Annotated in this window: 18 protein-coding genes and 1 pseudogene; 7 read left to right on the top strand and 12 right to left on the bottom strand. The window is 41.4% G+C overall.

Features of this window, described 5'->3' with window-relative positions:
* Positions 1-319 precede the first annotated feature (319 nt).
* Together brnQ and FTV34_RS11245 are read left to right on the top strand one after the other, a co-directional pair.
* A complete protein-coding gene (gene brnQ, locus FTV34_RS11250; RefSeq protein WP_180070210.1) occupies positions 320-1,606 on the top strand; it encodes a branched-chain amino acid transport system II carrier protein in 1,287 nt (428 codons plus the stop codon).
* 592 nt (positions 1,607-2,198) lie between these two features.
* Positions 2,199-2,414: a hypothetical protein gene (locus FTV34_RS11245; protein WP_004783783.1), complete on the top strand. Its 216-nt coding sequence runs from the start codon at positions 2,199-2,201 to the stop codon at positions 2,412-2,414.
* A 108-nt stretch (positions 2,415-2,522) separates the two neighbouring features.
* Here FTV34_RS11245 and FTV34_RS11240 read toward each other — a convergent pair whose 3' ends face one another.
* A complete protein-coding gene (locus FTV34_RS11240; RefSeq protein ID WP_180070208.1) occupies positions 2,523-2,981 on the bottom strand; it encodes a hypothetical protein in 459 nt (152 codons plus the stop codon).
* Between the two features lie 117 nt (positions 2,982-3,098).
* Between FTV34_RS11240 and FTV34_RS11235 the strand changes: the two genes are divergently transcribed.
* A complete protein-coding gene (locus FTV34_RS11235) occupies positions 3,099-3,968 on the top strand; it encodes an alpha/beta fold hydrolase (protein WP_180070207.1) in 870 nt (289 codons plus the stop codon).
* 170 nt (positions 3,969-4,138) lie between these two features.
* Here the strand turns inward: FTV34_RS11235 and FTV34_RS11230 are convergent, their stop codons facing one another.
* From FTV34_RS11230 to FTV34_RS11195, 8 genes are all read right to left on the bottom strand, one after another.
* The gene (locus FTV34_RS11230) at positions 4,139-5,233 is read right to left on the bottom strand and encodes a hypothetical protein (protein ID WP_180003715.1); all 1,095 of its coding nucleotides are present in this window, start codon (positions 5,231-5,233) and stop codon (positions 4,139-4,141) included.
* A gap of 373 nt (positions 5,234-5,606) precedes the next feature.
* Positions 5,607-6,830 carry a sodium/glutamate symporter gene (gene gltS / locus FTV34_RS11225; RefSeq protein WP_180070205.1) on the bottom strand — a complete coding sequence of 408 codons (1,224 nt, stop codon included), beginning with the start codon at positions 6,828-6,830 and terminating at the stop codon, positions 5,607-5,609.
* A 124-nt stretch (positions 6,831-6,954) separates the two neighbouring features.
* Positions 6,955-7,176: a hypothetical protein gene (locus FTV34_RS11220; protein WP_180070203.1), complete on the bottom strand. Its 222-nt coding sequence runs from the start codon at positions 7,174-7,176 to the stop codon at positions 6,955-6,957.
* A gap of 67 nt (positions 7,177-7,243) precedes the next feature.
* On the bottom strand, positions 7,244-8,125 hold the full coding sequence (locus FTV34_RS11215; RefSeq protein WP_104491590.1) for an abortive infection system antitoxin AbiGi family protein: 882 nt from the start codon (positions 8,123-8,125) through the stop codon (positions 7,244-7,246).
* 134 nt (positions 8,126-8,259) lie between these two features.
* Positions 8,260-10,899, bottom strand: a complete 2,640-nt coding sequence (locus FTV34_RS11210; RefSeq protein ID WP_180070201.1) for a bifunctional aconitate hydratase 2/2-methylisocitrate dehydratase — start codon at positions 10,897-10,899, stop codon at positions 8,260-8,262.
* Between the two features lie 297 nt (positions 10,900-11,196).
* Positions 11,197-11,466 (bottom strand): hypothetical protein, encoded by a 270-nt coding sequence (locus FTV34_RS11205; RefSeq protein WP_004783805.1) that lies wholly within the window; start codon positions 11,464-11,466, stop codon positions 11,197-11,199.
* A gap of 214 nt (positions 11,467-11,680) precedes the next feature.
* Positions 11,681-12,040 carry a hypothetical protein gene (locus FTV34_RS11200; RefSeq protein WP_004783806.1) on the bottom strand — a complete coding sequence of 120 codons (360 nt, stop codon included), beginning with the start codon at positions 12,038-12,040 and terminating at the stop codon, positions 11,681-11,683.
* Positions 12,041-12,152: 112 nt separating this feature from the next.
* Positions 12,153-12,599, bottom strand: a complete 447-nt coding sequence (locus FTV34_RS11195; RefSeq protein WP_180070199.1) for an I78 family peptidase inhibitor — start codon at positions 12,597-12,599, stop codon at positions 12,153-12,155.
* A 455-nt stretch (positions 12,600-13,054) separates the two neighbouring features.
* Here FTV34_RS11195 and xseA point away from each other — a divergent pair, with 455 nt between their 5' ends.
* Both xseA and xseB read left to right on the top strand, forming a co-directional pair.
* On the top strand, positions 13,055-14,326 hold the full coding sequence (xseA, locus tag FTV34_RS11190) for an exodeoxyribonuclease VII large subunit (RefSeq protein ID WP_180070197.1): 1,272 nt from the start codon (positions 13,055-13,057) through the stop codon (positions 14,324-14,326).
* Positions 14,316-14,510 carry an exodeoxyribonuclease VII small subunit gene (gene xseB / locus FTV34_RS11185; protein ID WP_005235956.1) on the top strand — a complete coding sequence of 65 codons (195 nt, stop codon included), beginning with the start codon at positions 14,316-14,318 and terminating at the stop codon, positions 14,508-14,510. The genes xseA and xseB overlap by 11 nt, the downstream gene beginning before the upstream one ends.
* Positions 14,511-14,617: 107 nt before the next feature.
* Here xseB and FTV34_RS11180 read toward each other — a convergent pair whose 3' ends face one another.
* Positions 14,618-19,141, bottom strand: a complete 4,524-nt coding sequence (locus tag FTV34_RS11180; protein WP_180070195.1) for a translocation/assembly module TamB domain-containing protein — start codon at positions 19,139-19,141, stop codon at positions 14,618-14,620.
* Positions 19,142-19,179: 38 nt separating this feature from the next.
* Positions 19,180-21,936 carry an autotransporter assembly complex family protein gene (locus FTV34_RS11175; protein WP_180070194.1) on the bottom strand — a complete coding sequence of 919 codons (2,757 nt, stop codon included), beginning with the start codon at positions 21,934-21,936 and terminating at the stop codon, positions 19,180-19,182.
* Positions 21,937-22,110: 174 nt separating this feature from the next.
* Here FTV34_RS11175 and FTV34_RS11170 point away from each other — a divergent pair, with 174 nt between their 5' ends.
* Positions 22,111-23,430, top strand: coding sequence for an MFS transporter (locus tag FTV34_RS11170; protein ID WP_180070192.1), 1,320 nt, complete (start codon positions 22,111-22,113; stop codon positions 23,428-23,430).
* A gap of 3 nt (positions 23,431-23,433) precedes the next feature.
* Positions 23,434-24,069: a 2-polyprenyl-3-methyl-6-methoxy-1,4-benzoquinone monooxygenase gene (coq7, locus tag FTV34_RS11165; protein WP_004783823.1), complete on the top strand. Its 636-nt coding sequence runs from the start codon at positions 23,434-23,436 to the stop codon at positions 24,067-24,069.
* A gap of 162 nt (positions 24,070-24,231) precedes the next feature.
* Here the strand turns inward: coq7 and FTV34_RS11160 are convergent.
* Positions 24,232-24,343, bottom strand: a pseudogene (locus FTV34_RS11160) (IS982 family transposase); the annotation flags it as partial.

Here is a 24,343-nt window from a genome sequence, read left to right as displayed (position 1 = left end):
GTCCTTTTTCAGCCAAGATGCGCATTTGTTCGCTCTGCATGACAATTCTTAAAACTTGCTCTAGAGAATCTCAATGCTGCTTATTTATACAAACAATAAGCTTAAAATGATGAAATGGAGCCTAAATGATTTATTTATTTAAAAATAAATTATAATTTTTTCAACTGAATATCAAAGATATATTTCTACCAAGCTTTTAAAGTTCCCATTATCCGATCGTCAAGATCAGTAAAATCAAGGCTTTCAGCATTAAATTAAACTCCAAAAATCATCATATATACACTAAAATCGCTTTCTTTTATTTATTTGTTCTCCCTCTATGACAAGTCTCCGTACAAGAGATATTGTGGCCTTAGGTTTTATGACCTTTGCACTGTTTATTGGTGCGGGCAACATTATCTTTCCACCGATTGTGGCTCAACAAGCCGGTGAGCATGTATGGTTAGCTGCCCTAGGTTTCCTGATTACGGCAGTTGGCCTACCTGTTATCACCATCGTGGCATTGTCACGTGTTGAAGGTTCAATCCAGATCTTAAGTTCTCCTTTAGGTAAAGCTGCCAGTCTTTTACTGACTGTTGTGTGTTATCTGACGGTTGGACCTTTATTCGCGACACCACGTACCGCAACCGTTTCTTATGAAATCGGCTTCTCTTCATACTTTGGCAATGCACCTAGCAACCTGCTGATCTATAGTGTGATCTATTTTGCTGTAGTGACTCTGGTTTCCCTTTATCCAAATAAGATTCTGGATACGGTTGGATACTTCCTGTCTCCAGTAAAAATTATCGCATTGATTATTTTAGGCGGTGCTGCAGTGTTGATTCCTGCCGGCAAACCACCTGCTGCAGTGGGTAACTATGTTACAAGTCCGGTCACTGAAGGCATCGTTAATGGTTATCTGACCATGGATACCTTAGGCGCATTGGTCTTTGGTATTGTGATCGTGCGTGCGATTACTTCTCGTGGCGTAACGGATCGCAAGCTGATTACCAAATATGCAGTCAATGCAGCGATTATTTCTGGTATCGGTTTGACGCTGGTGTATCTCAGCCTGTTTAAACTAGGCCTAGGTAGTCACGATGTTGCCCCTAATGCTGCCAATGGTGCGATTATTCTGCATGCCTATGTACAACATGCTTTTGGTGATATGGGTGCTTATTTCCTTGCTACCATGATCTTTGTTGCCTGCATGGTGACTGCGATTGGTTTGACCTGCGCATGTGCTGAATATTTCTCGTCTATTACCAAACTGCCTTATAAAGCCTTTGTCTTTGTACTGGTCGGCTTCTCGCTGGTGATTTCAAATCTTGGTTTGACCAAACTAATTGCCGTTTCTGTGCCTGTATTGAGCGCGATTTATCCGCCTGCGATTGCAGTGATCCTGCTAAGCTTCTGCGGTCATTTCTTTAAAAAGCCTGCTCAAGTTGTTGCACCGACCACACTGGTTGCATTTATTTTCGGTGTTTTTGATGGGCTTAAAGTTGCTGGTCTTGAATTACCTGAATTGCTACAGAACTTACCGCTTTCTGAACAAAATATGGCATGGCTGATTCCATCTCTTATTGTTCTTGTCATTACCGCTGTGATTGACCGCATCAGAAATTAATCTTTCTAAGAGGTCATAAAAATCGTATTTTTACCCAAAATCCGGTTTTAGCGTGATCAATAACTGTCAGGTTTTACCCAAACCGGCATTTATTGTTTACCTCCTCTAATCATGATCACAGCCAGATTGTATTTTAGAAAGCTTTATAGACTTTTATCAATTATTTTAATTAGCTTCTTTCTTACTTCCATTTTCATTCTTTAGCAGAAGATCAACACAACTCTGTATTTTACTGTTTTTAAAACATATTGTTTCCTGATGAAACCAACTCACCTTCATCATCCTACATAGACTTACATTCTCTGGATTATCTCTACAAATCTTTGGCATAGAATTTGCTTTTCCCTATGGTAGCAATGAATGATCGCTTGCACACTTCAGTCGAACTGCCCTCGCTGAAATGTTTAAGATGATGATTCGGAGGCAATCATTGATTAGTGCAGTAATACGACTAAAGGAGGCCTTTTTTAACTGTTAAAGTTCACTTAAATAGTTGCAAAGGTTGAAATTAAGAAGTACAACTGTATATTCAATTCAGACTAAATCAATAAGATTTACTCTTCAATAATACAAATAAACGGGAGGGATGGAGATGTTATCAGTACATTTCAAAAAGCAAGTCTTCATTGACGCTCTTAAGGCAAATACCAATCTGGTGACTTTCTTGAGCACCACGGTTGCGCTTATGCTGACCTTGATTGTGCATTGTTTAATTCAAGGCAATTTAAAATTTGAGTACGTCGGTTATGCCTTGATTGTCTCGGCAGCCTTTTTCTTATGGGCTGTGATCGACCAGAAATACCGATAATTTATTAATAAATTTATACCCCAGTGGATGATCTGGCCAGTCATCCATCTGGCAGAAAAGAAATAAATTGAGCTTAAAGCTCAAAAAATAAAATCAACTATTAAAAAATTAGAATAATCCAACCGCCGCCCCATAAAGAAGCACACTTGTCCCTCCCAATTCCGCAATAATCAAACTGACCATTGCCAAAGTCATAAGCACGCCCGGCAACTGAAATTTACCCAGTTGATACGGTCGCTTAAACTGATTAGTGGTGTCTTTCAAAAACCCATGCAAGATATAAGCGCCAATCGAGAAACTGAAAAAGAGAACATTGATCAATACACAGATCAAATTAATCTGCGAAGATAGTGCTGAATAATAAGCCAATACCGCCAGAATCAATGTCGCAGGGGCATAAAGCAGACTGCTGCGATGCGCAATATCCACATAATAATGCGCCCGTGAATTGACAGACTGGCGGATTTGCCAATATTTCCATACCCCGGTTAACATCCCCATCCATAAGAATATTCCACTAAAAATAATCGCGATCTTTACTGCCAGATCAAGTTCGATTCCCTGCATATTTTCATTCCGTTTTTTATCATCGTACTGACTTTTTAGTCATTGTTTTAACAAGTTTCTTTGAAGAAGTCAGGTAAATTTAAGCATTCATTCTGATTCAAAAATATAGTGTAGCCCATGTCTGAATTCGAAACATTGACTCTAAAGTGCCAGGATGGCTATCAATTAAGTGCACGTTTTTATCCAGTCACTGAGACTGAAAGTAAGAAATCTCCCATATTAATTTGTCCTGCGACTGGCATTACCAAACAGTTTTATCATATTTTTAGCTGTTGGCTGCAAGCTCAGGGTTATGCCGTAATGGTATTTGATTTTCGAGGTATTGGGGAATCTTTAAAAGGTTCAGTTAAGCAGTCTAAAGCCAGTATTGTGCAATCGGGACAACTGGACATTCCGGCTGCGATAGATGCGCTATTAGCTAAAACTCAGGCAGCAAAGGTCATCTTACTTGGCCATAGTGCTGGCGGTCAGTTACTCGGTATCGTGCCAAACTATGACAAAGTAGCGAAAGTCGTCGCTGTTTCTGGTTCAACTGGTCATGTCAAAGGCTTAAAAGGTCGAACCAAACTACTCGCTCCTGTCATGTTTGATGTGATCTTTCCTCTATCACGCTTTACTCTGGGTTATGGCCCAACCAGCAAAATTGGTATGGGTGAAAATCTGCCGAAAGATGTGGCAAAACAATGGGCACAGTTCTGTAGTAAGCCGGGTTATGTCATTAATGCCATTGGTAAGACTGTGCCAAAAACCGAAGATCATCATGAGCAAATCACCTGCCCGATTACAGTGCTATGGAGTACGGATGATGAAATTGCCACCGAAGCCAATGTCAAAGATTTGATCCGTTTATATCCAAATGCAAATGCCAGTCATAAAGAACTCAAGCCCTCCGCTTTTGGACATAAAGCCATTGGACATATGCTAATGTTTAAACGTAGCCACCAGAATTTATGGCCGGTGATTGAACAGGAAATCACAGCGATTTAACTCTTTTTCATTTTTGTATTTTGATACCATCAGGCCTGTAACCCGACCTGATGGTTTTTTGAGTTAATAAGATTCTTTATAAATTCCATCATATATGCGCTCTAATACACAAGATGACTAGTCGCTAACCATAGGCTTTTTAATGTCTGAACATTTATAAAATCAATTTATTAATGTGGGCGTGTTGATGCGCAGTATAAAGCATCCCCTTGATCATTACCTGCAGTTACACCATTTATTTGACCTGATGGAAGCAATGAAATGGCGACGTTATGCGTCACATCATCTGCATCTAGAGGATTTGGATTCACTGCAGCAAATAAAGCACCCTCACTATATTGCACCAAAATTGCGTCATCTTTGTCTTGATTAATACGAGCGGAAATTGTCAATTTACCGTCAGTAATACTTAATATTTCACCGACTTTCGTTAATACACATTTTTGACCAAATACCGAAATCAATTGATCTTCTTCGAAATCTGGAAGTACGCTAGAATTACAATATTCATATCGACCGAATTCCTTTGGATCATAAGGAACACAAGCGCCTGTATTTACTTGTATATTCAATGGATCAACTAAAGCACTATTAGGTTTATCTGGTATAAAAGATAAATTCCCATCCTTAACCAATATCAATAAAGCATCATAATCTTTAATTGTATTTCCAGTTCGAATTGCTTCCAATAAATTTTGTATAACTTGATGAATTGGATCAGCTATTTCAACCTTACCATTAAAAATATCGACATTGTTTTCAATGCCATAACCTTTTTTAATTAATTCAGTTAATAATTCAAATTGACCTGAATTTAATTTATCGGTAGATATCACCCCTGATTTGTACCATATTTCAGGTAGTTGTGAGCTCCCATAAGCTATAGATAAATCTGTTAATGGGTTTACATTCACATTCCCGGCTTTTTGCGCATAGCCATAATATTTTCGGTCAGCTTGCACCTCGATACGACATGGAAACTGTGATGCGTTGACCTCACCAGACCACGCTCCATCTTGATTTGTACTTACCTTAGATTTAAATCCACTGCCATCTTTGCAGATTGCATTTACTTCTGCTGAAGCCAACGCTTTATTAGCGAATGCAACACCTGAAATTTCTGCATAAGTTGTTTGGGTGAGATTATTATTGGATTCATTGGTTGAAGAATTAGAACTATCAGAACTTCCACTGCCACCACATGCGGATAATAAACATGAGAGTGCTACTCCCAATAATATTGGATGTTTTTGTTTTATGAACATTATAACTAACCTAATTTTTATTTAATTTTATAATTTTTAAGTTGTTTTAGAAAAAACTTGCCAACTCTATCACATTGATAAGCGTCATTAAATTAATAGAAATACCATTCGTCTTAAATTAAGACAATCTTTTGGTTTGGTAACTCCCCTACTAAACTGATTTTAAAATAAAGATCAAACCGAATATAAATAAATCAGCTGTTAAAAATCTGGTGAGGAAAATACGATATTTATATCCGTCCATGCAGTTCTGTGTTCTAATACACTTAGTATGAGATGAGCCTCTTACAGTATGTGCCTTAGATGTGCATACGACTAGCCCCTAACCATGGGGCTTTTTCATGTCTATATGATTTTAAAGTCGTATTAACATTTAACCGAAAAATGCAATGATACTCTGAATGACCACAGCATTCACAATATCAATAAAAAATGCACCACACAGCGGTACGATCAAAAAGGCTTTATGCGATGGACCATAACTATTGGTGACCGCTTGAATATTAGCAATTGCAGTCGGTGTTGCTCCCATACCAAAACCACAATGTCCTGCGACTAATACCGCTGCATCGTAATTTTTTCCCATAATTCTAAAGGTCACAATTGCGGTAAATAAAATCAGTACCGCTGTCTGCGCAAACAAAATGGTAATGAGCGGGCCTGCCAAATCGGCCAACAACCAAAGTTGCAGTGACAGTAAAGCCATAGATAAATACAGAGACAATGACGCATTTCCGAATACATCAATAGCACGGTCGAAAATATCGACTTTCAGTACATGCTCCAGGAAGTTACGTACAATCACCCCTGTCCCTAAGGCCCAGACAAAGGTCGGCAGTTCGAACCATCGTCCTTGACTAATCTCTGTCATTTCATTCGCAACAAAAATACATAGTGCAAACATCCCCAAAGTCGACACTGCATTACTGGCTGTAATCAACCGAGTTTTCTTTGGATATTCGAAGGGTGCGGTGTTGATACTAGTATCGAGTTGTTGTTCATTAGTCTCTTGCGCTACTGTCTCTGCCAACTGATTGCGTTTAATCAAGAATTTGGCAACCGGACCACCCACAAGTCCACCAATAATCAAACCAAAAGTAGCACTTGCCATTCCGAGGACAATTGCCCCCTGTATTCCATATTGAGTTTCAAGCACCTCACCCCAAGCACCGGCAGTACCATGTCCACCTGTTAAGGTAACAGAACCAACAATCAAGCCAATCAATGGATCAAGTCCAAGTGCTGTAGCTAAGCTCATACCTACCGCATTTTGTACAACTACAAATAGAATGACGCAGACCAGAAAGATCAGCAGTGATTTTCCACCTTCCTTAAGTTTCAAAAAGTCTGCACTTAAACCAACTGATGTAAAGAACATCAGCATCAGGATAGTTTGGATTTCTGAGTCAAATGTGGCACTGATATTAAAAAATTTATAGAGAATAAAAGCTGTAATCGCTGCGATGAGACCACCGATTACAGGTTCAGGTAAATTATAGTTTCTAAAGAAGCCAATTTTACTAACAAGATACCGCCCAATAAAAAGAAAAAATACTGCAATCACCAAGGTGCCAAAGGCATCAATTTCATAATTCATAACATTCCCTATTGGCTTTATTTTCATACAGTTTTAGGAAAATAGTATGAAAAATCAATTTTAGAAATGTTATGCAAGTTACTGTTTCTAGTAATTGTTTAATTAATAGACTGAATCAGGGTAATTAATGCGATGGAATATCATAAACCCAATTTTTGGCTTGCTGGTCAGTCGTAGTTTCACAGACATAATAGTCGTGATCCCAAGCGTCTTGGTGAAAGATTTCCTTTTTATGGTAAGTCACGTGTTTTCCATTTTCGACACAGACAAAACTGTCGCCTTGGTCTTTGACTTGAGTTCCGTTAAGGAAACCACCAATACAGAGGAATCGGGATTGTTTGGGCATTGTTTATCTCTCTCTAAGCCATTTAAACATATATAGATTTGACCACGATCTTACCAACGTCGCATATTTAAAGCACTTCAACCTTTAAAGGAACATTATATGTCTTTAGTAGTTGCTGAACTTGAAATATATGTTTTTGAGGTACAATGATTTTATTCGCATGCTCTAAAATATGTTTATTTTTAAAATATTTTAAGAAAAAACAAATCATATGCCTTGGTAGCTTTCCACCTAAATAATTAATATCTTTTGAAAAAAACTTTTGATTAATAGCTAAAAGTTCCTTTTGCTGATTAAGGGTAGCTATTTCTGTAGTATCAATGCCATTCGTAGTAAGATTTGCGGGTAGCTTCCATTCCCTTTGCTGATAATATCCATTTTCCTGAGTATATTTCTTATTATCTAAAGGATAAATCATATTCGCCAACCCTTCAAACCATGCTCTTTTTTCTAGAAGATCTGCTTTTTTATTATCTAGTCTATTAATTTCTATATGATTTTGGGTTAGTAAAGCTTGTTTTAATTCCGCTTCTATCTGTTCAGCTTCTTCTCTAGCATTTTGATGAAACTTTAATAATCTATAAACAAACTTAGAAGATACATTCTCAAGATGTCTATCATTATCATAATTAAATATTGGTAAGTACATAGCAGGTGTTATACCAATCTGTCTTAGGATACCTGTATTAAACTCAATACTAAATTTCCCAAAGAGATCTGTATGTCTATAAAGCTCAGACCTTTCTATCAATGTAAAACAGACCCTATGTTGAACAATTGGTTTTAAAGGACTTTCAATTTCAAAAGGAAGTATTATTTCTTCTGGAACAAATAAGAGCCCATTTTTTAAAATACTTTCTAATGTTTGAAAACTTCTTTTATAGTTATCCGCTTCACTTTCATTTTTTAAAAATCTAGAAAATGAATGATAAAAATATTGTTGTGACATTTTTTAGAATCTCAAAAAAAATAAGGGCTGATTACTCAGCCCTTATCTTATACCGCTTATTACTTAATTTTCAATGTAAATCAAACATTTACTCTTGCGCTCGAGAAAAGCCTTTCGGCTTTTCTCCTCGCTCATTAAGCTAATTGAGCAGCAGCAATTTTCTTAGTATCGATGTCTTTAGCAGCCTCTGTATACTCACCCATCTTGTCGAAGTTCAAGTATTGATAGATGTCAGCAGACATGCTGTCGATTTGAGCAGCGTACTGTTGGTATTCTTCTGGAGAAGGTAATTTACCCAATACAGCAGCAACAGAAGCAAGCTCAGCAGATGCTAGGTAAACGTTAGCACCTTGACCTAGACGGTTCGGGAAGTTACGAGTAGAGGTCGATACACAAGTAGTGTTCGGAGCTACACGTGCTTGGTTACCCATACATAATGAACAACCTGGCATTTCAGTACGAGCACCAGCTTTACCATAAATGTTATAGAAACCTTCTTCCATCAATTGGTGCTCGTCCATACGAGTTGGTGGAGCCAACCATAAACGAGTAGACAATGAACCACCAGGTACTTTATCAAGTAATTTACCAGCAGCACGGAAGTGACCGATGTTAGTCATACATGAACCAACGAATACTTCGTCAATTTTCACGCCTTGAACGTCAGAAAGAAGTTTCGCATCATCTGGGTCGTTCGGGCAGCAAAGAACTGGTTCAGTAATTGTAGCTAGGTCGATTTCATACACTTTAGTGTATTCAGCGTCAGCATCAGCTTTAAGAAGTGATGGGTTAGCCAACCATTTTTCCATGTTCTCAACACGGCGCGCCATAGTACGAGCATCGCCATAGCCTTGTGAAATCATCCACTTAAGCATAGTGATGTTAGAACGTAGGTATTCAGCAACTTTCTCTTCAGAAAGCGTGATCGCACAACCAGCAGCAGAACGTTCAGCAGAAGCATCAGAAAGTTCGAATGCTTGCTCAACAGTCAGATCAGTTTCCATTTCTGTCAGGTCGATCTCAAGGATACGGCCAGAGAAGATGTTTTTCTTACCTTTCTTCTCTACAGTCAGGTCACCTTCTTGGATCGCTACGTAAGGAATTGCATGTACTAGGTCACGTAGAGTGATACCAGGCTGCATTTTACCTTTGAACTTCACAAGAACAGACTCTGGCATATCAAGTGGCATAACACCAGTTGCTGCAGCGAATGCTACAAGACCAGAACCTGCCGGGAATGAAATACCGATTGGGAAACGAGTATGTGAGTCACCGCCAGTACCAACAGTATCTGGAAGAAGCATACGGTTTAACCAAGAGTGGATAATACCGTCACCTGGACGTAGAGAAACACCACCACGGTTCATGATGAAATCAGGAAGCGTGTGTTGCATTTGAACGTCAACTGGTTTTGGATACGCAGCTGTGTGACAGAAAGATTGCATTACTAGGTCAGCAGAGAAGCCTAGGCAAGCAAGGTCTTTAAGTTCATCACGAGTCATTGGACCAGTTGTATCTTGAGAACCAACTGTAGTCATACGTGGTTCACAGTAAGTACCTGGACGGATACCTTGACCTTCAGGAAGACCACAAGCGCGACCAACCATCTTCTGAGCAAGGGTGAAGCCTTTGCCAGTGTCAGCAGGTTGTACTGGAGTACGGAACAGAGTTGAAGGCTCAAGACCAAGCTCTTCACGTGCTTTAGTTGTCAAACCACGACCGATGATCAGGTTAATACGACCACCCGCACGAACTTCGTCTAGAAGTACTGGAGTTTTAAGGTCAGCTTCAGCGATTTGAGCACCGTCTTTGAACGCAGTTACTTTAGCAGCAGCTTTGTCGATTTTAAGAGTGATTTCATCACCCATGTTCATGTTTGCTACATCGATTTCAACTGGTAACGCACCAGCGTCTTCCATAGTGTTGAAGAAAATCGGAGCAATTTTAGAACCTAAGCAATAACCGCCTTCTTTCTTGTTAGGAATGTGAGCGATTTCGTCACCGAAGAACCAAAGTACAGAGTTAGTTGCAGATTTACGAGAAGAACCTGTACCAACAACGTCACCTACGTAAGCAACTTTGTTGCCTTTCGCGATGAGGTCTTTAATTTGGTTTAATGGACCAACTTCACCAGGAACTTCTGGGTTGATGCCATCACGTTCGTTTTTCAGCATTGCATTTGCGTGCAATGGAATATCTGGACGGCTCCAAGCGTCTTGTGCTGGAGACAAGTCATCAGTGTTAGTTTCGCCAGTTACTTTGAAAACTGTCAGTTTGATTTCTTCTGGAACGTCTGCACGGTTTGTGAACCATTCAGCGTCAGCCCATGATTGAAGAACAGCTTTTGCATTTGCATTACCTGCACGTGCTTTATCAGCTACGTCATGGAACGCATCAAATACAAGAAGCGTTTTTTTCAAAGCTTCAGCAGCAAGACCACCAAGCTCTGCGTCTTCTAGAAGTTCAACTAAAGGAGCAACGTTATAACCACCAAGCATAGTGCCCAGTAAGTAAACCGCACGTTCTTTAGAAACTAGTGGAGAAGTCGCTTCGCCTTTTGCCAATGCAGCTAAGAACGCAGCTTTTACGTATGCAGCTTGGTCAACACCCGCTGGAACACGGTTTTCAAGCAAGTCAACTAAGTATGCTTCTTCACCAGCTGGGGGATTTTTTAATAATTCAACTAATGCAGCAGTTTGAGCATCATCAAGTGGCTTCGGTGGGACTCCGAGTGCGGCACGTTCTTCAACGTGTTGGCGGTAAGCTTCTAGCACGGTGTTATTCCTCTTTTTTAAAAAATTACCTGTGAATTCCTGCTTTATAAAAGCTTCACAAATAATATGGACTCTAAAATTTTACTAAAATTCCAGTTAAAAGTTAATGCAAGTACAGTGTTTCTTTGTGATGCTCATTATTTTATAACTAAATGATGCTTATAAAGATCATTCAATAAACAAATCATCATCGCCTTGCATAATTTAAATACAGATATGGCAACTTTTAACCAAATTTGACGCATAAAAAAGGCAACATCGATGTTGCCTGATTTAATTAGAAAAAGATACTACACCTTAGTGGACTGTCGTTGAGTTCAAATATTGCTGAAAAGCGTCCCGACAACCCTCAAATTTTAATTCGCATTGATCTTCATAAGTCTGACTATGGTTGTTGCTGGCAAAGGAAATCTCGACCAGACAGCGTTTTTTGTCCTGCTCCAAGATCTGCTTAATCACGACCTTATCTCCTACACTCAGGACATAGCGTCCGCCACCAATAATCGCCAATCCTTTTTCATCTTCTAACAGCAGATCTGAGTGATATAAATACTTCACGACGTCCATATTATTCTTCTCCTAAAGGCTTTGGAGTTAAATTCATTATTCAATATAAAGATAAGCATTTCTATATTTTAGATTTAGCAATTGTCACAAATTATATTTAATGTTGCTTAGGCTATTTTTATTATTAGAAGAATATTCTTATATCTATAAACCACTATTTAATTTGAATGAAGATTCCTTAGTTTGCTTTATTCAAATATAAAAAAACCGTTCCTTAGAACGGTTTGTAATCTGGCATTTTATCATGCGGTGTGGCGATACATTTTTCAGTAAATTCAGCGCGGACTTTCTCACGGGCTGCATCTACATCGGTCTTAATTTCCTGTTCCGGAAGTGCATAGACTTCATCGATAATATTCAGGATAAAACCGCGAGTGATGTCATCATCGATCTTGTTGGCATGCTCAACAGCCTTTTCTTTCTCGATCGCATTCTGACGATCCAGCATAATGGTTCGTGCAGCATTCCCCACACTACGACAATAGCCATGCCACTGCTCTTCAGGGGTTAAAGGTTTTTTCTCTGCACAGCCGACCAGAGCAACCATCAGCGATAAAGCAAATAACTTTTTCATGAATTTCTCCTTCCGAGAGGCACTATAAGAGATCAGCACAGATTTGTCATTTAAAATGAAATTTCTACCTATTCTTATTGATACTGCCTGCTCGAAAGTAGCATTTCATATCTTAACCACAGCTGGCCTGAACTACTTTCTTAGTGGCTGGATCTACAGTGACCGTCACGCGCTCTTCACGATAATCCATAGTGACAGGCTGGCCAGGTGCAACCATGCGTACCATTTGAGCTTTGGTTTTCTCTTTGATTTTTGCTTCAGTTAAATTGGATTGGCCAACCAGCGCAGCTGCCTGATCAGCGATACATTTAGGCTGGTTTGCTCGGAAATATTCCCATTCTTCGACCACTTGCCCATTTTTTAAATGACAATAGCCCACTTGCCCATTACTTTCATTACGGATCTCCAGCTTTCCACCCTGATTGATACAATAGGCACTTGCTGGATTAGCTGTTCCTAATGACGCTGAGTTTGAGTCAGTCGACTGGGTTGTACTACAACCAGCAAGGAGGATGGATGCAAATAATCCGGACAAACCAGATAAAATTATTTTTGTCATGAGCGGTATTCTTCTAAAGGAATTCGCCTTTAATGTAGCATATTCCATTTATAGCGTCAGATCTGAAAAGGCTTGAGTGTTTGTAATTCTGTAAAAAGCGGCTGGATTATTTCTTAATATTATAAGATTTAATTACATTTAGAGTTCACACTATTTCCTATGATTTACCTTAACCAATAATCAACCTTCAAAAGTAGTTTCTTTTTTCAAATAGCCAAAATTTAGTTTTAGTTAACTATTGGAATGGCTTTAAGATGACAATGTCATTACATTCTTATACAAAGTGTTTATTACCTTTCATGATCCCAAGCATTACTCTAATATTTTGTTTTTAGATCATTAAATTAATTATTTCCCAGTTTCTTTGTCCTAGCCTTTTTATGCACGAAGCTTGATGTTTGTATTAGCGACCATATTGATTTAATATTTGATTGAATTTTAAACTTTATCTCGGCATGCAAGACGATCTCCAGCTTTCTTTAAAAGAATACCTTTTTACGGTTCAGGAAGTGGTTAAAATCACTTTCGATACACCGGTGTGGGTCAAAGCTGAGATTCGAAATTTAAATATCAAAGCTGGCCATTACTATCTGGAACTGGCAGAAAAAGATCCTGACAATGATCAGGTCATTGCCAGTTGCCGGGCCACCATCTGGAAATTTGCTGCGCAGAAAATTGTGACGCAATTTGAACGTGAAAGTGGTATTGAGCTAAGCCGGGACCTTAAGGTTTTAATCAAAGTCAAAGCCAGCTTTGATCCGCAATATGGGTTTTCCCTAAATATTACAGAGATTGATTCTGGATATACCTTGGGTGATATAGCCCGACGTTATCAGCAGATTGTAGAGAGACTGACAACCGAAGGTCTGATTGATCGCAATAAAAATCTGCCTACACCTTTTGACCTCAACCGGATTCTGGTGATTGCTCCGGAAAAGGCTGCAGGTCTGGGCGATTTCAAGAAAGATGCTGATGCTTTACAAAAAGCTCAGGTATGCGAATTTATCTATCACAGTGCGACCTTTCAGGGAAATACGGCAGCGCAAAGCATCATGCAAAGCTTGGCACAAGCTTTAAAGCAGTGGGCACAAACTTATCATAACGCGCCTGACCTGATCGTAATCATTCGTGGCGGTGGTGCAGTCAATGATCTGGCTTATTTAAATGACTATGCATTGGCTGCCCTGCTCTGCAAACGTTCAGTTCCCGTCTGGGTTGGTATTGGTCATGAAAAAGACAGGACGATTCTGGATGAAATCGCTCATCGTTCTTTCGACACACCGAGCAAGGTGATTGCTGGAATTCGCAATCATGTCGTCGAGCTGACGCAAGAAGTTATAAATAACCTGCAAAGCATCCAGCGACTTTCTCAACAGCAAATTCAGGCTTATCAAAACCAGAATGAGCAATATCTAAAATTAATCCAAAATCTGGCCAATCACCAGATTGTGAATGCCTTGCAACGTTTAGAGCAGCTCAAGTCCAATACTTCTAACCTTGCCCAGCAACAGACCCAACTGATTAACCAGCAGCTAGATGCCCTGATGCGGGAAACACTACTGCAAAATCCCAAACATGTTTTGTCCAAAGGCTATGCCATTGTGCGCCAGCAAGAACACGTGGTTCGTTCAATTCATCAAATTGATGTGCAACAACCCGTTCAGGTTGAATTACACGATGGTCTATTTTCAGCACAACTTACGCAGGTAACTCCCCATGAGTCATGATACTTTGAGCTTTCAGGAAGGCTATGACATCTTGAAAAAGAATGCTGAATTACTTGAATCTCAGCAAGAACCAGATATTGATAATTTGATGAAAATCGTTGAAGAGTCTATGCAGGCGTATAAAGCCTGTAAATCCCGAGTGGAAGCCGTTCAGAATGCACTGAACGAGACCTTTAAGGATTAATTTTATTAAATACCTTAAATCAGTATAGCCTGATGATTTAAATGCTTAGGCTATTTTTAAATCTCTTGCCTATAAAAAAGCCCTCATTTAGAGGGCTTTTTATTAGATTAGAATCTCCAGTTATAGAACAAGTCAATTGCACGCTCTAAAGACTGACTGGCTTCCAGATATAAACGCTGATTCATTTGATAACGTAAAGTCAGCTTGTTCACTGGAGTAAATACGCCCACCCCATAACGGATATACAAGTCTGGCGTAATATAACCGGTTACAGACACCTGAGTATCATCCCCTGTTCCCTGTGCATCCAGTGCCAGACCACTCAAGCCAAAGCTACGGCCAATCTGGTTGGTCAAAGCACGCGTACCGCCCAAGCCCAGACTGATCCCGGCGGCTGCAATGGTGTTGTTTACATCAGATCTGAAACCTTCCGCCTGACTTAAACCTGAAGCTCCTTCATTGATACGACCAGTAATCAGGGCATTCAACGCTTCCTGTTCAGACAGACCAGCATCGTTATACACCTGAATGGCAGGACTTGAGGCTGTACCTGTAACACGCACACCGACTGTGCTGCCCTGTATCGATTTATTGGCATCAATATCCAGGGTTGGATTCGATAACGGGCCATTGAAACGTGCAATCGCACGGTTCAGATCCAGACTTTGTCCATAGGCTTCAATTTTCACCCGTTGTGATACCCCGATCGCCCCATTGGCACGCATCGCAGATTCCAGACCACGTTGCGTCAGATTGACACGACCTAAGAGTGGTATACGGCTGTCAAAGCCCTGGAAGATCACCTGATTTCCTAACGACACTGCAACATCTGCGCGAATATCCCATGGACGTGCCGCTTTCAGAATGGCGAGCTGGTCATCTCCTTCACGTACAACACGAACATCAGAAGACAAGCCCACGACAGGTTCAGAGGCTTCAGGCATGGAAATCAGTGCACGAGGAACATCGACCTTGCCACTCAAGCTTAATTTTTTATTGAACGGATACATATCCAAGGTCAGGTCAGGCGTAACCACTGCAGTAATCAGCGGTGCCTGACGAATCAACAGATTTTCGCCCTGAAGTTTGAGCTGTACGCGTGGATCACCTTTCCAGTCTACAGAGCCGGTTAATTTACCAGCGCCACGGCCACTGTTAAATGCACCATTAATCGTCGCGGTATTTTGGCGGACTGATGAATAGAGCTGCACATTGGTCAGATTGACTGGCAATGAAATCATGCTGATCGCCCCGTCCTTAACCCGAATTTCACCTTCAAGTAATGGATCGGTTAAGGTTCCGCTAATTTTACCTGCATAAGACAAGGTACCATCCAGATTACGCACATCCTGAATGAATGGTTTAAAGATCTTCAGCTGAACCTGGTTAAAGGCAATCTCGCCACGCATTGGTTTATTGTCACGATATGGATCAATAATCACATTGGCATAGCCTGTACCAATATCTGGTGTTTTCACATCCAGACGAATCTGTAGACCGGCAGCCACGCTTTTTGCGACCAGCCCCACTTCATCATATTTTAAGGTCGAGCCTAAATATTCCGGATCATCAGAAGATAAGCCGATCACCCCATTGCGGGTTACCAGACGTGCATCAATTTTCGGTTTAGCACCTTGTGCCCAAGCTGCCTTGGCATAACCATTCACTTTACCGGTTAATGCTATGCCTTCTGGCAGGAAGGCACTAAAGTCAGCCAGATCCAGATTACGGGTAATAAAAGAAGCACTGCCTCGAGTTTTATTCACTCGAATTGGCTGATCAAAGCAGAGCTGGCTTTGCTGGCTCATCCAGCAATGAGCACCGACAAACAGATCCGACTGTGCAGTGTTATAAATTACAGCTGCATTTTGACGCTGCACCAGATGAGTACGCAGTGAATCGAAATCACCGCGCTGGATCTGGCCTAACCAGTTATTTTGTGCATTAAAACCACCTGCGAGCTGAACAAAGAATTTAGACAGCTTGTTTTCAGCTTGAACTTGCAGTACATGCGCAGCGCGCGTTCCAGCCAGTGAAACTTCACCACGTACAATCTGTCTATTGCCACTACGCAACTGATCCATGGTCGCAGTCAATAAGGTCGGTGTGGTTTGTGAAGTCGGCAACTGACCGCGTACCCGAATCTTGTCTACGCTAAATAGGTTCTTGAAGGCAAAATTATCCACTGCCAGATTCGCAGTTGCTTGCAAACGCGGTTGTGCCTGCATATTGATGTAGCCTTGTACCCGGCCTCTTAATCCCGGATAAAGCTCATATAATGCCGGCGCATTCACTTTAAGTTGCAAATTCTGCGCATTACCTGTGGCCTGTAGCTGGTTGCTGGCATAAGATAGGAACAGGTTATTGGCTTCAAACTGCTGCGGTACAAAACCACGCTGCTTGGAGTCAATCAATACAGCCAGATTACCCTTACCGCGTACCGGTTTATTATTCAACATACCGGCCAGATTTAAGCGTTGAATCTGGACACGCTTCACTGCATCTGACCAGACACCTTGGGTTTGCAGATTGCCAGACAATTCACCTTTAAGCTTGGCATTGAAATACTGAGGTTTAAAACGCACCAGAGAGGCATTTACATTCCAGCCAATACCATTTGCCAGATTCACCTGACCATTGGCATTAATTTTTCCAGCGACCCCATCATGACGCAGTTCCTTGATATTCAGCATATCAGGCGTACCCGACAAGCGTAGTTTTAACAATCCTTGACTGGCCTTGATCTGACTGGCACTTAATGCACCATCATAATTGACCGCATAACTTTTGAATCCGCCACCTGCTTTTTCATCATGGAACAACAAGGCAATATTACTATTACCTGTCAGATGAACGGTTTCATTTTGCGCAGCCAGTCGTCCGGTGAGATCTACACCGCTAAGATTAATAATTTGCTGATTCGGGCGTGCATAACCACGGGCTTTTATCCGACCATTCAAGCGGTCAATTGGTGAAGCTGCAGCCAGAGTTTGAGTATTCAGGTTCTGGGCATTTAATACTGCGGACCATTTGAGCTGACGTTTTTCTTCTGGCAGTTCAACCCGTGCATTACCTGTTAGACTGCCGGCCTGTCCATTTCCACTATATTTAAAACTTGGAACATTCAGAATATTATTTTTCAGGTTTAGTTGTGCCTGATACATTCCTGTCGGCAACAGCCCTTCTTCATGCTGAGCAACCTGAGTAGCGACATGGATATTCTGCTGGCCTTCGACCAGTACCAGATCAACATCGCCTGATTCACTTTTTAACCAGCCGATATAAGGCACAGCACGATCAATATTTTTCCAGGCCACATCCAGTAACATCGGTTGAGCTTTATTGTCTTTAACTGGCTTCTGATCCAGCTTGATATTCCAGGTTTCATAGCGGTCAAAATCCACCAGTCCTGTCAAATGCAGGCCATTTTCCAGGTTACCAGTAGAGGCAATATTACCGTCCAGACTTGGTGGCAGAAAGTCTTGCACCACCTGTGGAATTCGCCGATGTTTCGGATCTATCCCATTCATGCGACCTGTCAGATCCCAATCCACCCGATCAGCCCAGCCTACAGTACCTGCCAGACTTACTGAACCTTTCATCAGCTGACCATTTAGATCAGTAATATTGAGCTGATTGACCAGATCGGTGTACATCACTGCGGTATATTGCCCATCCGGGATATTTTCACCTTCAATATCAGTGCGAACATTCAGATCCAGGCGCTTGGTATTCCCATTAAACTCAGCCACACCATCTTTCGTAAACAGTTTTTGCTCTGTCAGGATTGGCCAGTGATATTGCTTGAACTGGAGTTCACCACGCATGGGTACATTAGGACGCATCGGGTGCAGAACTGCCCAGCCTGTCAGCAAATCTGGCGTGTTGGTCGCGACCCCGGCCTGAATGGTATCCAGTGTGCCTCTAGCACGTACTTGAATATCATGAATATTCAAGCTTTCTCTGAGTGAAGGCAGATTTAGAATACCGCGTGCATCTAGTGGATATTTACCTTCAAACTGCATTTTCCCAGTAGCTTCACGTACCGACAGATAGCCCATGTCCATGCGGGAATCTTCGAAATTCAGCTCGGTACCTGACCATAATGCTTCATTCAGTTCAATATTATAAAAATCAACTGCATTGGTCTGAGTCTTAATCACCAAGTGATCGAGAAGTAAATGATCAACCCGCAATACAAACGGTAAACGAATAGCATTGAACTTGAATGGCTCATCACTTGGCGGATTTTTATTAATAATCTGTAAATTCAGTACATCTGCTTCAGTCAGATGAATTTCTTTTTTGATAATTGCTCGCCAACCCAGCTTGACATCAGCACGATCAATTTTGACATCGACCGGTTTCAGGGTAACCAGAACATTTTTCAGGATAATCCCGCGCCACAGATTTCCGCCTTCATATTCGTAATGGATGATTTCCTGGCGCTGCATCACCTGATCAAGCAGGAATTTACTGCCTTTATCGGTAGAAAACAGGATCGCCAGTACAGACAGCAGAAAAATAAGAGAAAAAAGGACCGACAATAGAATACTTCTAAAGATACGGCGCTTTTTCGGCACAACTTCAGGTTGTTGCTCTTGTTCTGGCTGTGGTTGGTTTTCGACCATGATCTACCCAAATAACTATTTTTTAATTAATAAATGTTTTATAACTGCGAGCCAATAAAGAAATGCAAACGAATCGGATAATTGTCATCCGACAGTCCGGTCGCCACATCTAAACGAATTGGGCCAATCGGTGAAGCCCAACGAATCCCCAGCCCCGCACCATATTCTGTCGGATTACTAAAATCCTCATTATAGGCATTTCCGGCATCCGCAAATACTGCAGCGCGCCAGCCCTCCCTGAACTGATAATTATACTCCAGTGAAGCCACACCCAAAGCCTGTCCGCCCACTTTAAAGCCTTCAATTTCCGGAGAAAGACTCTTATAGTCGAAACCACGGATACTTTGATCACCGCCACTAAAATAGCGCAGGTTATAAGGTACTTTGGCAAAATCTTCAGTAAAGATATAACCCAGATCCGCACGTCCAACAAACTGGTGATCGGCATTTTCACCCAGTGAATAGATAAAACGCCAGCCTGCATTCACAATCGCCATATCGGCATCAGACAATAGAGCTTCACTGCCCAATTCGACTTTATAGGTTTGCTTAAAGCCCTTGGTCGGGTTCACGCGGCGATCACTATCAGTACGGGAAACTTCATACCCCACCAGTAAAGACTGCTGTTCATCTTCAGTATTGAATCTGAATGCTTCCGGAATCTGGCTAAAATCAACCGAACCATCCTGCGTCAGACGATCCAGACGGTAACGTAGACCGTAGGTTTGTTGCCAATTAGCACGCGGATTTTTAATAATCCGGTCAGCACCAAGTACCGCGGATTCAATTAACAGGCCATCACCTTGGGCCACACCATCACGTTCTTCACGCTCATAACCACCTACGATACTGATATAGTCATTAAGTGGATGGTTGTATGGAATATTATAACGACCATCAATTGACTGACGGATTTGTGACAATTCAAGGTTGGCATCAAATGAGTGACCATGCTTGTTTACGATCGCGCGGCGATATTGTCCACGTAAGCGTGTTCCGGTATCCGTACCATAACCCAGACCAACTTCGGCACTGTTAAGACGGTCTGCATTCAGTGTCACGATCACCGGAATTTTTTTCTCTTCACGAGCCTGAGCCTTTAAACGTTCTTCTTCGTCTTCTTTAGTCTGTTGCTGAACCCGCAAAGTTCTTAAATTTGGATTCTCTGCATCACGACTACCAGCAAACTGATCTTCATCCACCACATCCTGTGTAACTTCCTGATCGGATGCCGGTGCAGCTTTCTTGGCTACACCTATTTCATCTTCTGAAAACTTCTGTTCTTCTATCAGACTCTGAATATCCGGTGCCAGTTCCAGCTCTCGATCAATAGGATCAGGACGAATCGCATCCACCAGCGTATAGTTAAAATAACGTGAGTTCGTCAGGTTGTTGGCCAGACTATTCACACGCCAGAAGGTGTAATCAGCACCATCTTCCCAAGTAACCAGACTTTCCAGTACATCACGATTTAGCGGAAATTCTTTTTCAGGATCACTCATCCTGAACTCTACATTACCCAGTTTATAACGCTCACCTGTTTCAAAGCGCAGGTTCACATCGGCTGTATTTTCGGGTTGGGCAATGCGCACATCATGCAAGCGCCAGTACGCATCAAAATAACCATTATTGCTGGCTGCGGTATTAATCCGGTCTTTGGTTTTTTCATAATCCCCATGGTTAAAGATATCACCTTCTTCCTGTTCCGGTAGAAGACTAATAACCTGGAACTGCGGCTGTTCACCACCTGGGCCACTAAACTCAATATTATGGGTATTGATAATGACCGGCTCATTCGGAGTCACATAGACTCTAACCCGACTGTCAGATAATTTTTCAAATCTGAACTGGGCATTGTAATAACCTACAGCTTGGGCAGCCTGATTGGACAGATTACGGAGTTGCGGTAATGCAGATGAAAAATCTTCAAAGGATTCCTGGGTAAAGCTGGAAAGTTTAGCTTTTACATTATTTCTGAGATTCGTATAACCTTCTGACTGGGCTTTACGATTCAATCCGCCATTGCTTTGCGCAGTGCCATTTCCATTCACAATAACCACATCTGCACTGATCCGAGGCAAACTGGCGGTCATAATCTGGCGAGGTGGACGGATTTTATAAAACAGTCGTTTGAAAATATTCGGACGTTTGTCATTTTCAGGCGTTGTTGGTGCAGGCAATTCGGATAAGGTCGCACCCGACTCATTTCTTTGCACGATGATCTGACTATCGGCCTGAATGGACTGCATAAGCTGATCAACATTCACAGGTGCCTGATTGATTTCAACCAGTTCCTGCTGACTCATGTCATTGACTACGGTTTCAGTTTGCGCGGTCTGGCGATAGGCTTGCGCCTCGCGTTTCGCTTCTTCCGCAACCTGATAAATCTCATTGGCCATGCTCTGGTCAATCGTTTGCACCGGCAGGCTTTCTAAATCATCAAATTCAATTGGCTGAAATTCACCCAGAGACGTTCCCATAATCTGCTGTTCTTGCAGCATTTGCATACTATCTACAGCCGAAGTTTCAGGCTCTAAAGCTTCTTCAACTTTTTCTGTTGCTTCAGTTTCGGTCGTAGCTACCCCTTGTCGTACAGCTTCCTGGGATAACTCTTCGATCATTTCTGCCTGAGACAGTGCTACCGGAGTTTCGGTCTGCTCGGTTTGTGCCATGCCCTGATGTGATAACATCATGAAAAATATACTCATACATAGCCTGGCTCGGCCATGATATGGTACGAGAGACCCCATACTACGATTCAGCATCGTTTGTTTAAATTTTCTCTTTGCGGGCATAGCAAACTCTAAACGAATACATTCTTTAATTGATTATTTGACCGAAAAAGATAAGCTAAAGAACTTAAATTATTGGGTTTTGCCTTTACATGGACGAAAGTATCTTACATGATTTTTCTCAATGTTTACGTATATCTCACATTTCTTAATAAATCTTAATGTAGCACGTCTTATATGAACAACAATGAACATTTGTTAGCGAGCCGCCGCTTTTTACCCATGTTCCTGACCCAGTTTTTTGGTGCACTGAATGATAATGTTTTTAAACAGGCATTATTACTGGTGATTACCTATGGCTGGATTCAGCAACAATCAGCCAGTATTAGCACCTTAAATAACCTTGCTGCACTATTGTTCATTTTGCCTTATTTTATTTTCTCTGCGACGGCAGGCCAGATTGCAGATAAATATGAACGTTCCCAGCTGATTCGCTATTTAAAGATTTTTGAAATTGTGATCATGATTCTGGGCACCATTGGCTTCCTGCTCGGTCATTTATGGATTCTTCTGTTTGCCCTGTTTTTAATGGGCACTCAATCCACTTTTTTCGGCCCGATTAAATATGCCATTTTGCCTGAAGTATTAAAACCAGATGAACTGATGTCAGGTAACGCGCTGTTCCAGTCAGGCACTTCTTTAGCAATTTTATTCGGTATGATTCTGGGTGGTGCAGTTATTGCTGCTTCTACAGGCAATCTGATCTGGATCAGCCTGACGGTGTTAAGTATCGCCGTGATTGGCTATCTCTCCAGTCGTTATATTCTGAAGCAGAGCATTCCAGCGCCTGAAATCAACATTGACTGGAATTTTTTCCGGACCAGCTTTCAGACTATTAAATATGCCAAAAGCTTACCGCTGGTTTTTTTAATTCTGCTGGGTAACTCCTGGTACTGGTTTTATGGGGCAACCTATCTTACTCAGATTCCACAGCTTACCTTACAAAACCTACATGCTTCTGAAAATGTCGCCAGTTTGCTACTGACCTTTTTCTCTGTCGGGATCGGTTTAGGTTCTTATTTATGCCGCAGATTAGGCGGTACTGAGGTCAATATTAAAATGGTACCGATTGGCGCTATTGGTCTCGTGGTTTTTGCATTGTATCTGGCAGCAAGTCTTGCCTTTGTTCCGGAACGTACAGGTACGTTACTCGGCTTGGCAGATGTATTCCAGCAAGGCTGGAGCTATTATCATGTGATGCTGGCGGTAACTTTACTGGGCATCAGTGGCGGTTTTTATATCGTGCCGCTGTACGCCATGATGCAAGCGCATTCTCCCCGCTCACATCGTGCACGTGTGGTTGCAGCAAATAACATCCTGAATGCCGTTTTCATGGTATCTTCTGCTATATTCTCGATTATTATTTTAAGCATTTTAGAGTTTGATCTTAAAATACTTTTCTGTATTACTGCAGTGTTGAGTGGTCTATTTACCTTATGGCTGCTCTATAGATTGAAACCGATGATCAAAACCGCAAAAGCCCCTTTGGAGGATTAATTCATGCGTCAATATACAGGTGTCGATAAGCTTATTCATTCTTTTGACCAGGCATTACGCAGTCTTGTTCCCGGAACGACTTCCTCACAACGGGAAAATCCAGCCAAACCGGTCGAAACTCAGCTTACCGTAAGTGATGCCCGTCATGTGGCTGGTTTAATGCGTGTGAATCATAGTGGTGAGGTTTGTGCCCAAGCGCTTTATCATGGACAGGCATTAACTGCGAAGCTGCCAAATGTACGTCGGGAAATGGAACAGGCGGCAATTGAGGAGCAGGATCATCTGGCCTGGTGTGAAGACCGCTTACAAGAACTGGATAGCCATACCAGTTTACTTAATCCGGTCTGGTACGGCCTTTCCTTTGGGATGGGTGCAATTGCCGGCATTGCGGGGGACAAATACAGTCTGGGTTTTGTTGCAGAAACCGAACGCCAAGTGAGTATGCATTTACAGCATCATATTAATCAACTGCCCGCACAAGATGAACGCTCACGTCGCATTCTGGAACAGATGAATGAAGATGAATTGCATCACCGTGATACAGCTTTGGCTGCAGGCGGCGTAGATTTACCCCTTCCAGTCAAGATTGCCATGACCGGTATTTCCAAGTTAATGACTAAAACCAGTTATTATATTTAAGTATCAAATGAAGCCCTCTTTTTTGAGGGCTTTTTTATGCTCAAAATAATTAAGGAAAAATAGTTTAAGAACCCTTTTTTTAAATTTTTTATTTATCATTATTTTATATACTATTTTTATTTAATTTCTATTAAAAAAATTATTACCTAACCCGAATCCTGCTTAAGCCGATGACTTCATAATTTGAATTGTTGGCTTATTTTTATGGATCAGTTGATATGCACACAAGGACGCGTAAATCCCTCCTAGAAATCCATGAACACTACGTGCTTTG

The sequence above is a fragment of the Acinetobacter sp. YH16038 genome, from assembly GCF_013417275.1.
Classification (GTDB): Bacteria; Pseudomonadota; Gammaproteobacteria; order Pseudomonadales; family Moraxellaceae; genus Acinetobacter.
This window is presented reverse-complemented; position numbering and strand designations above follow the sequence as displayed.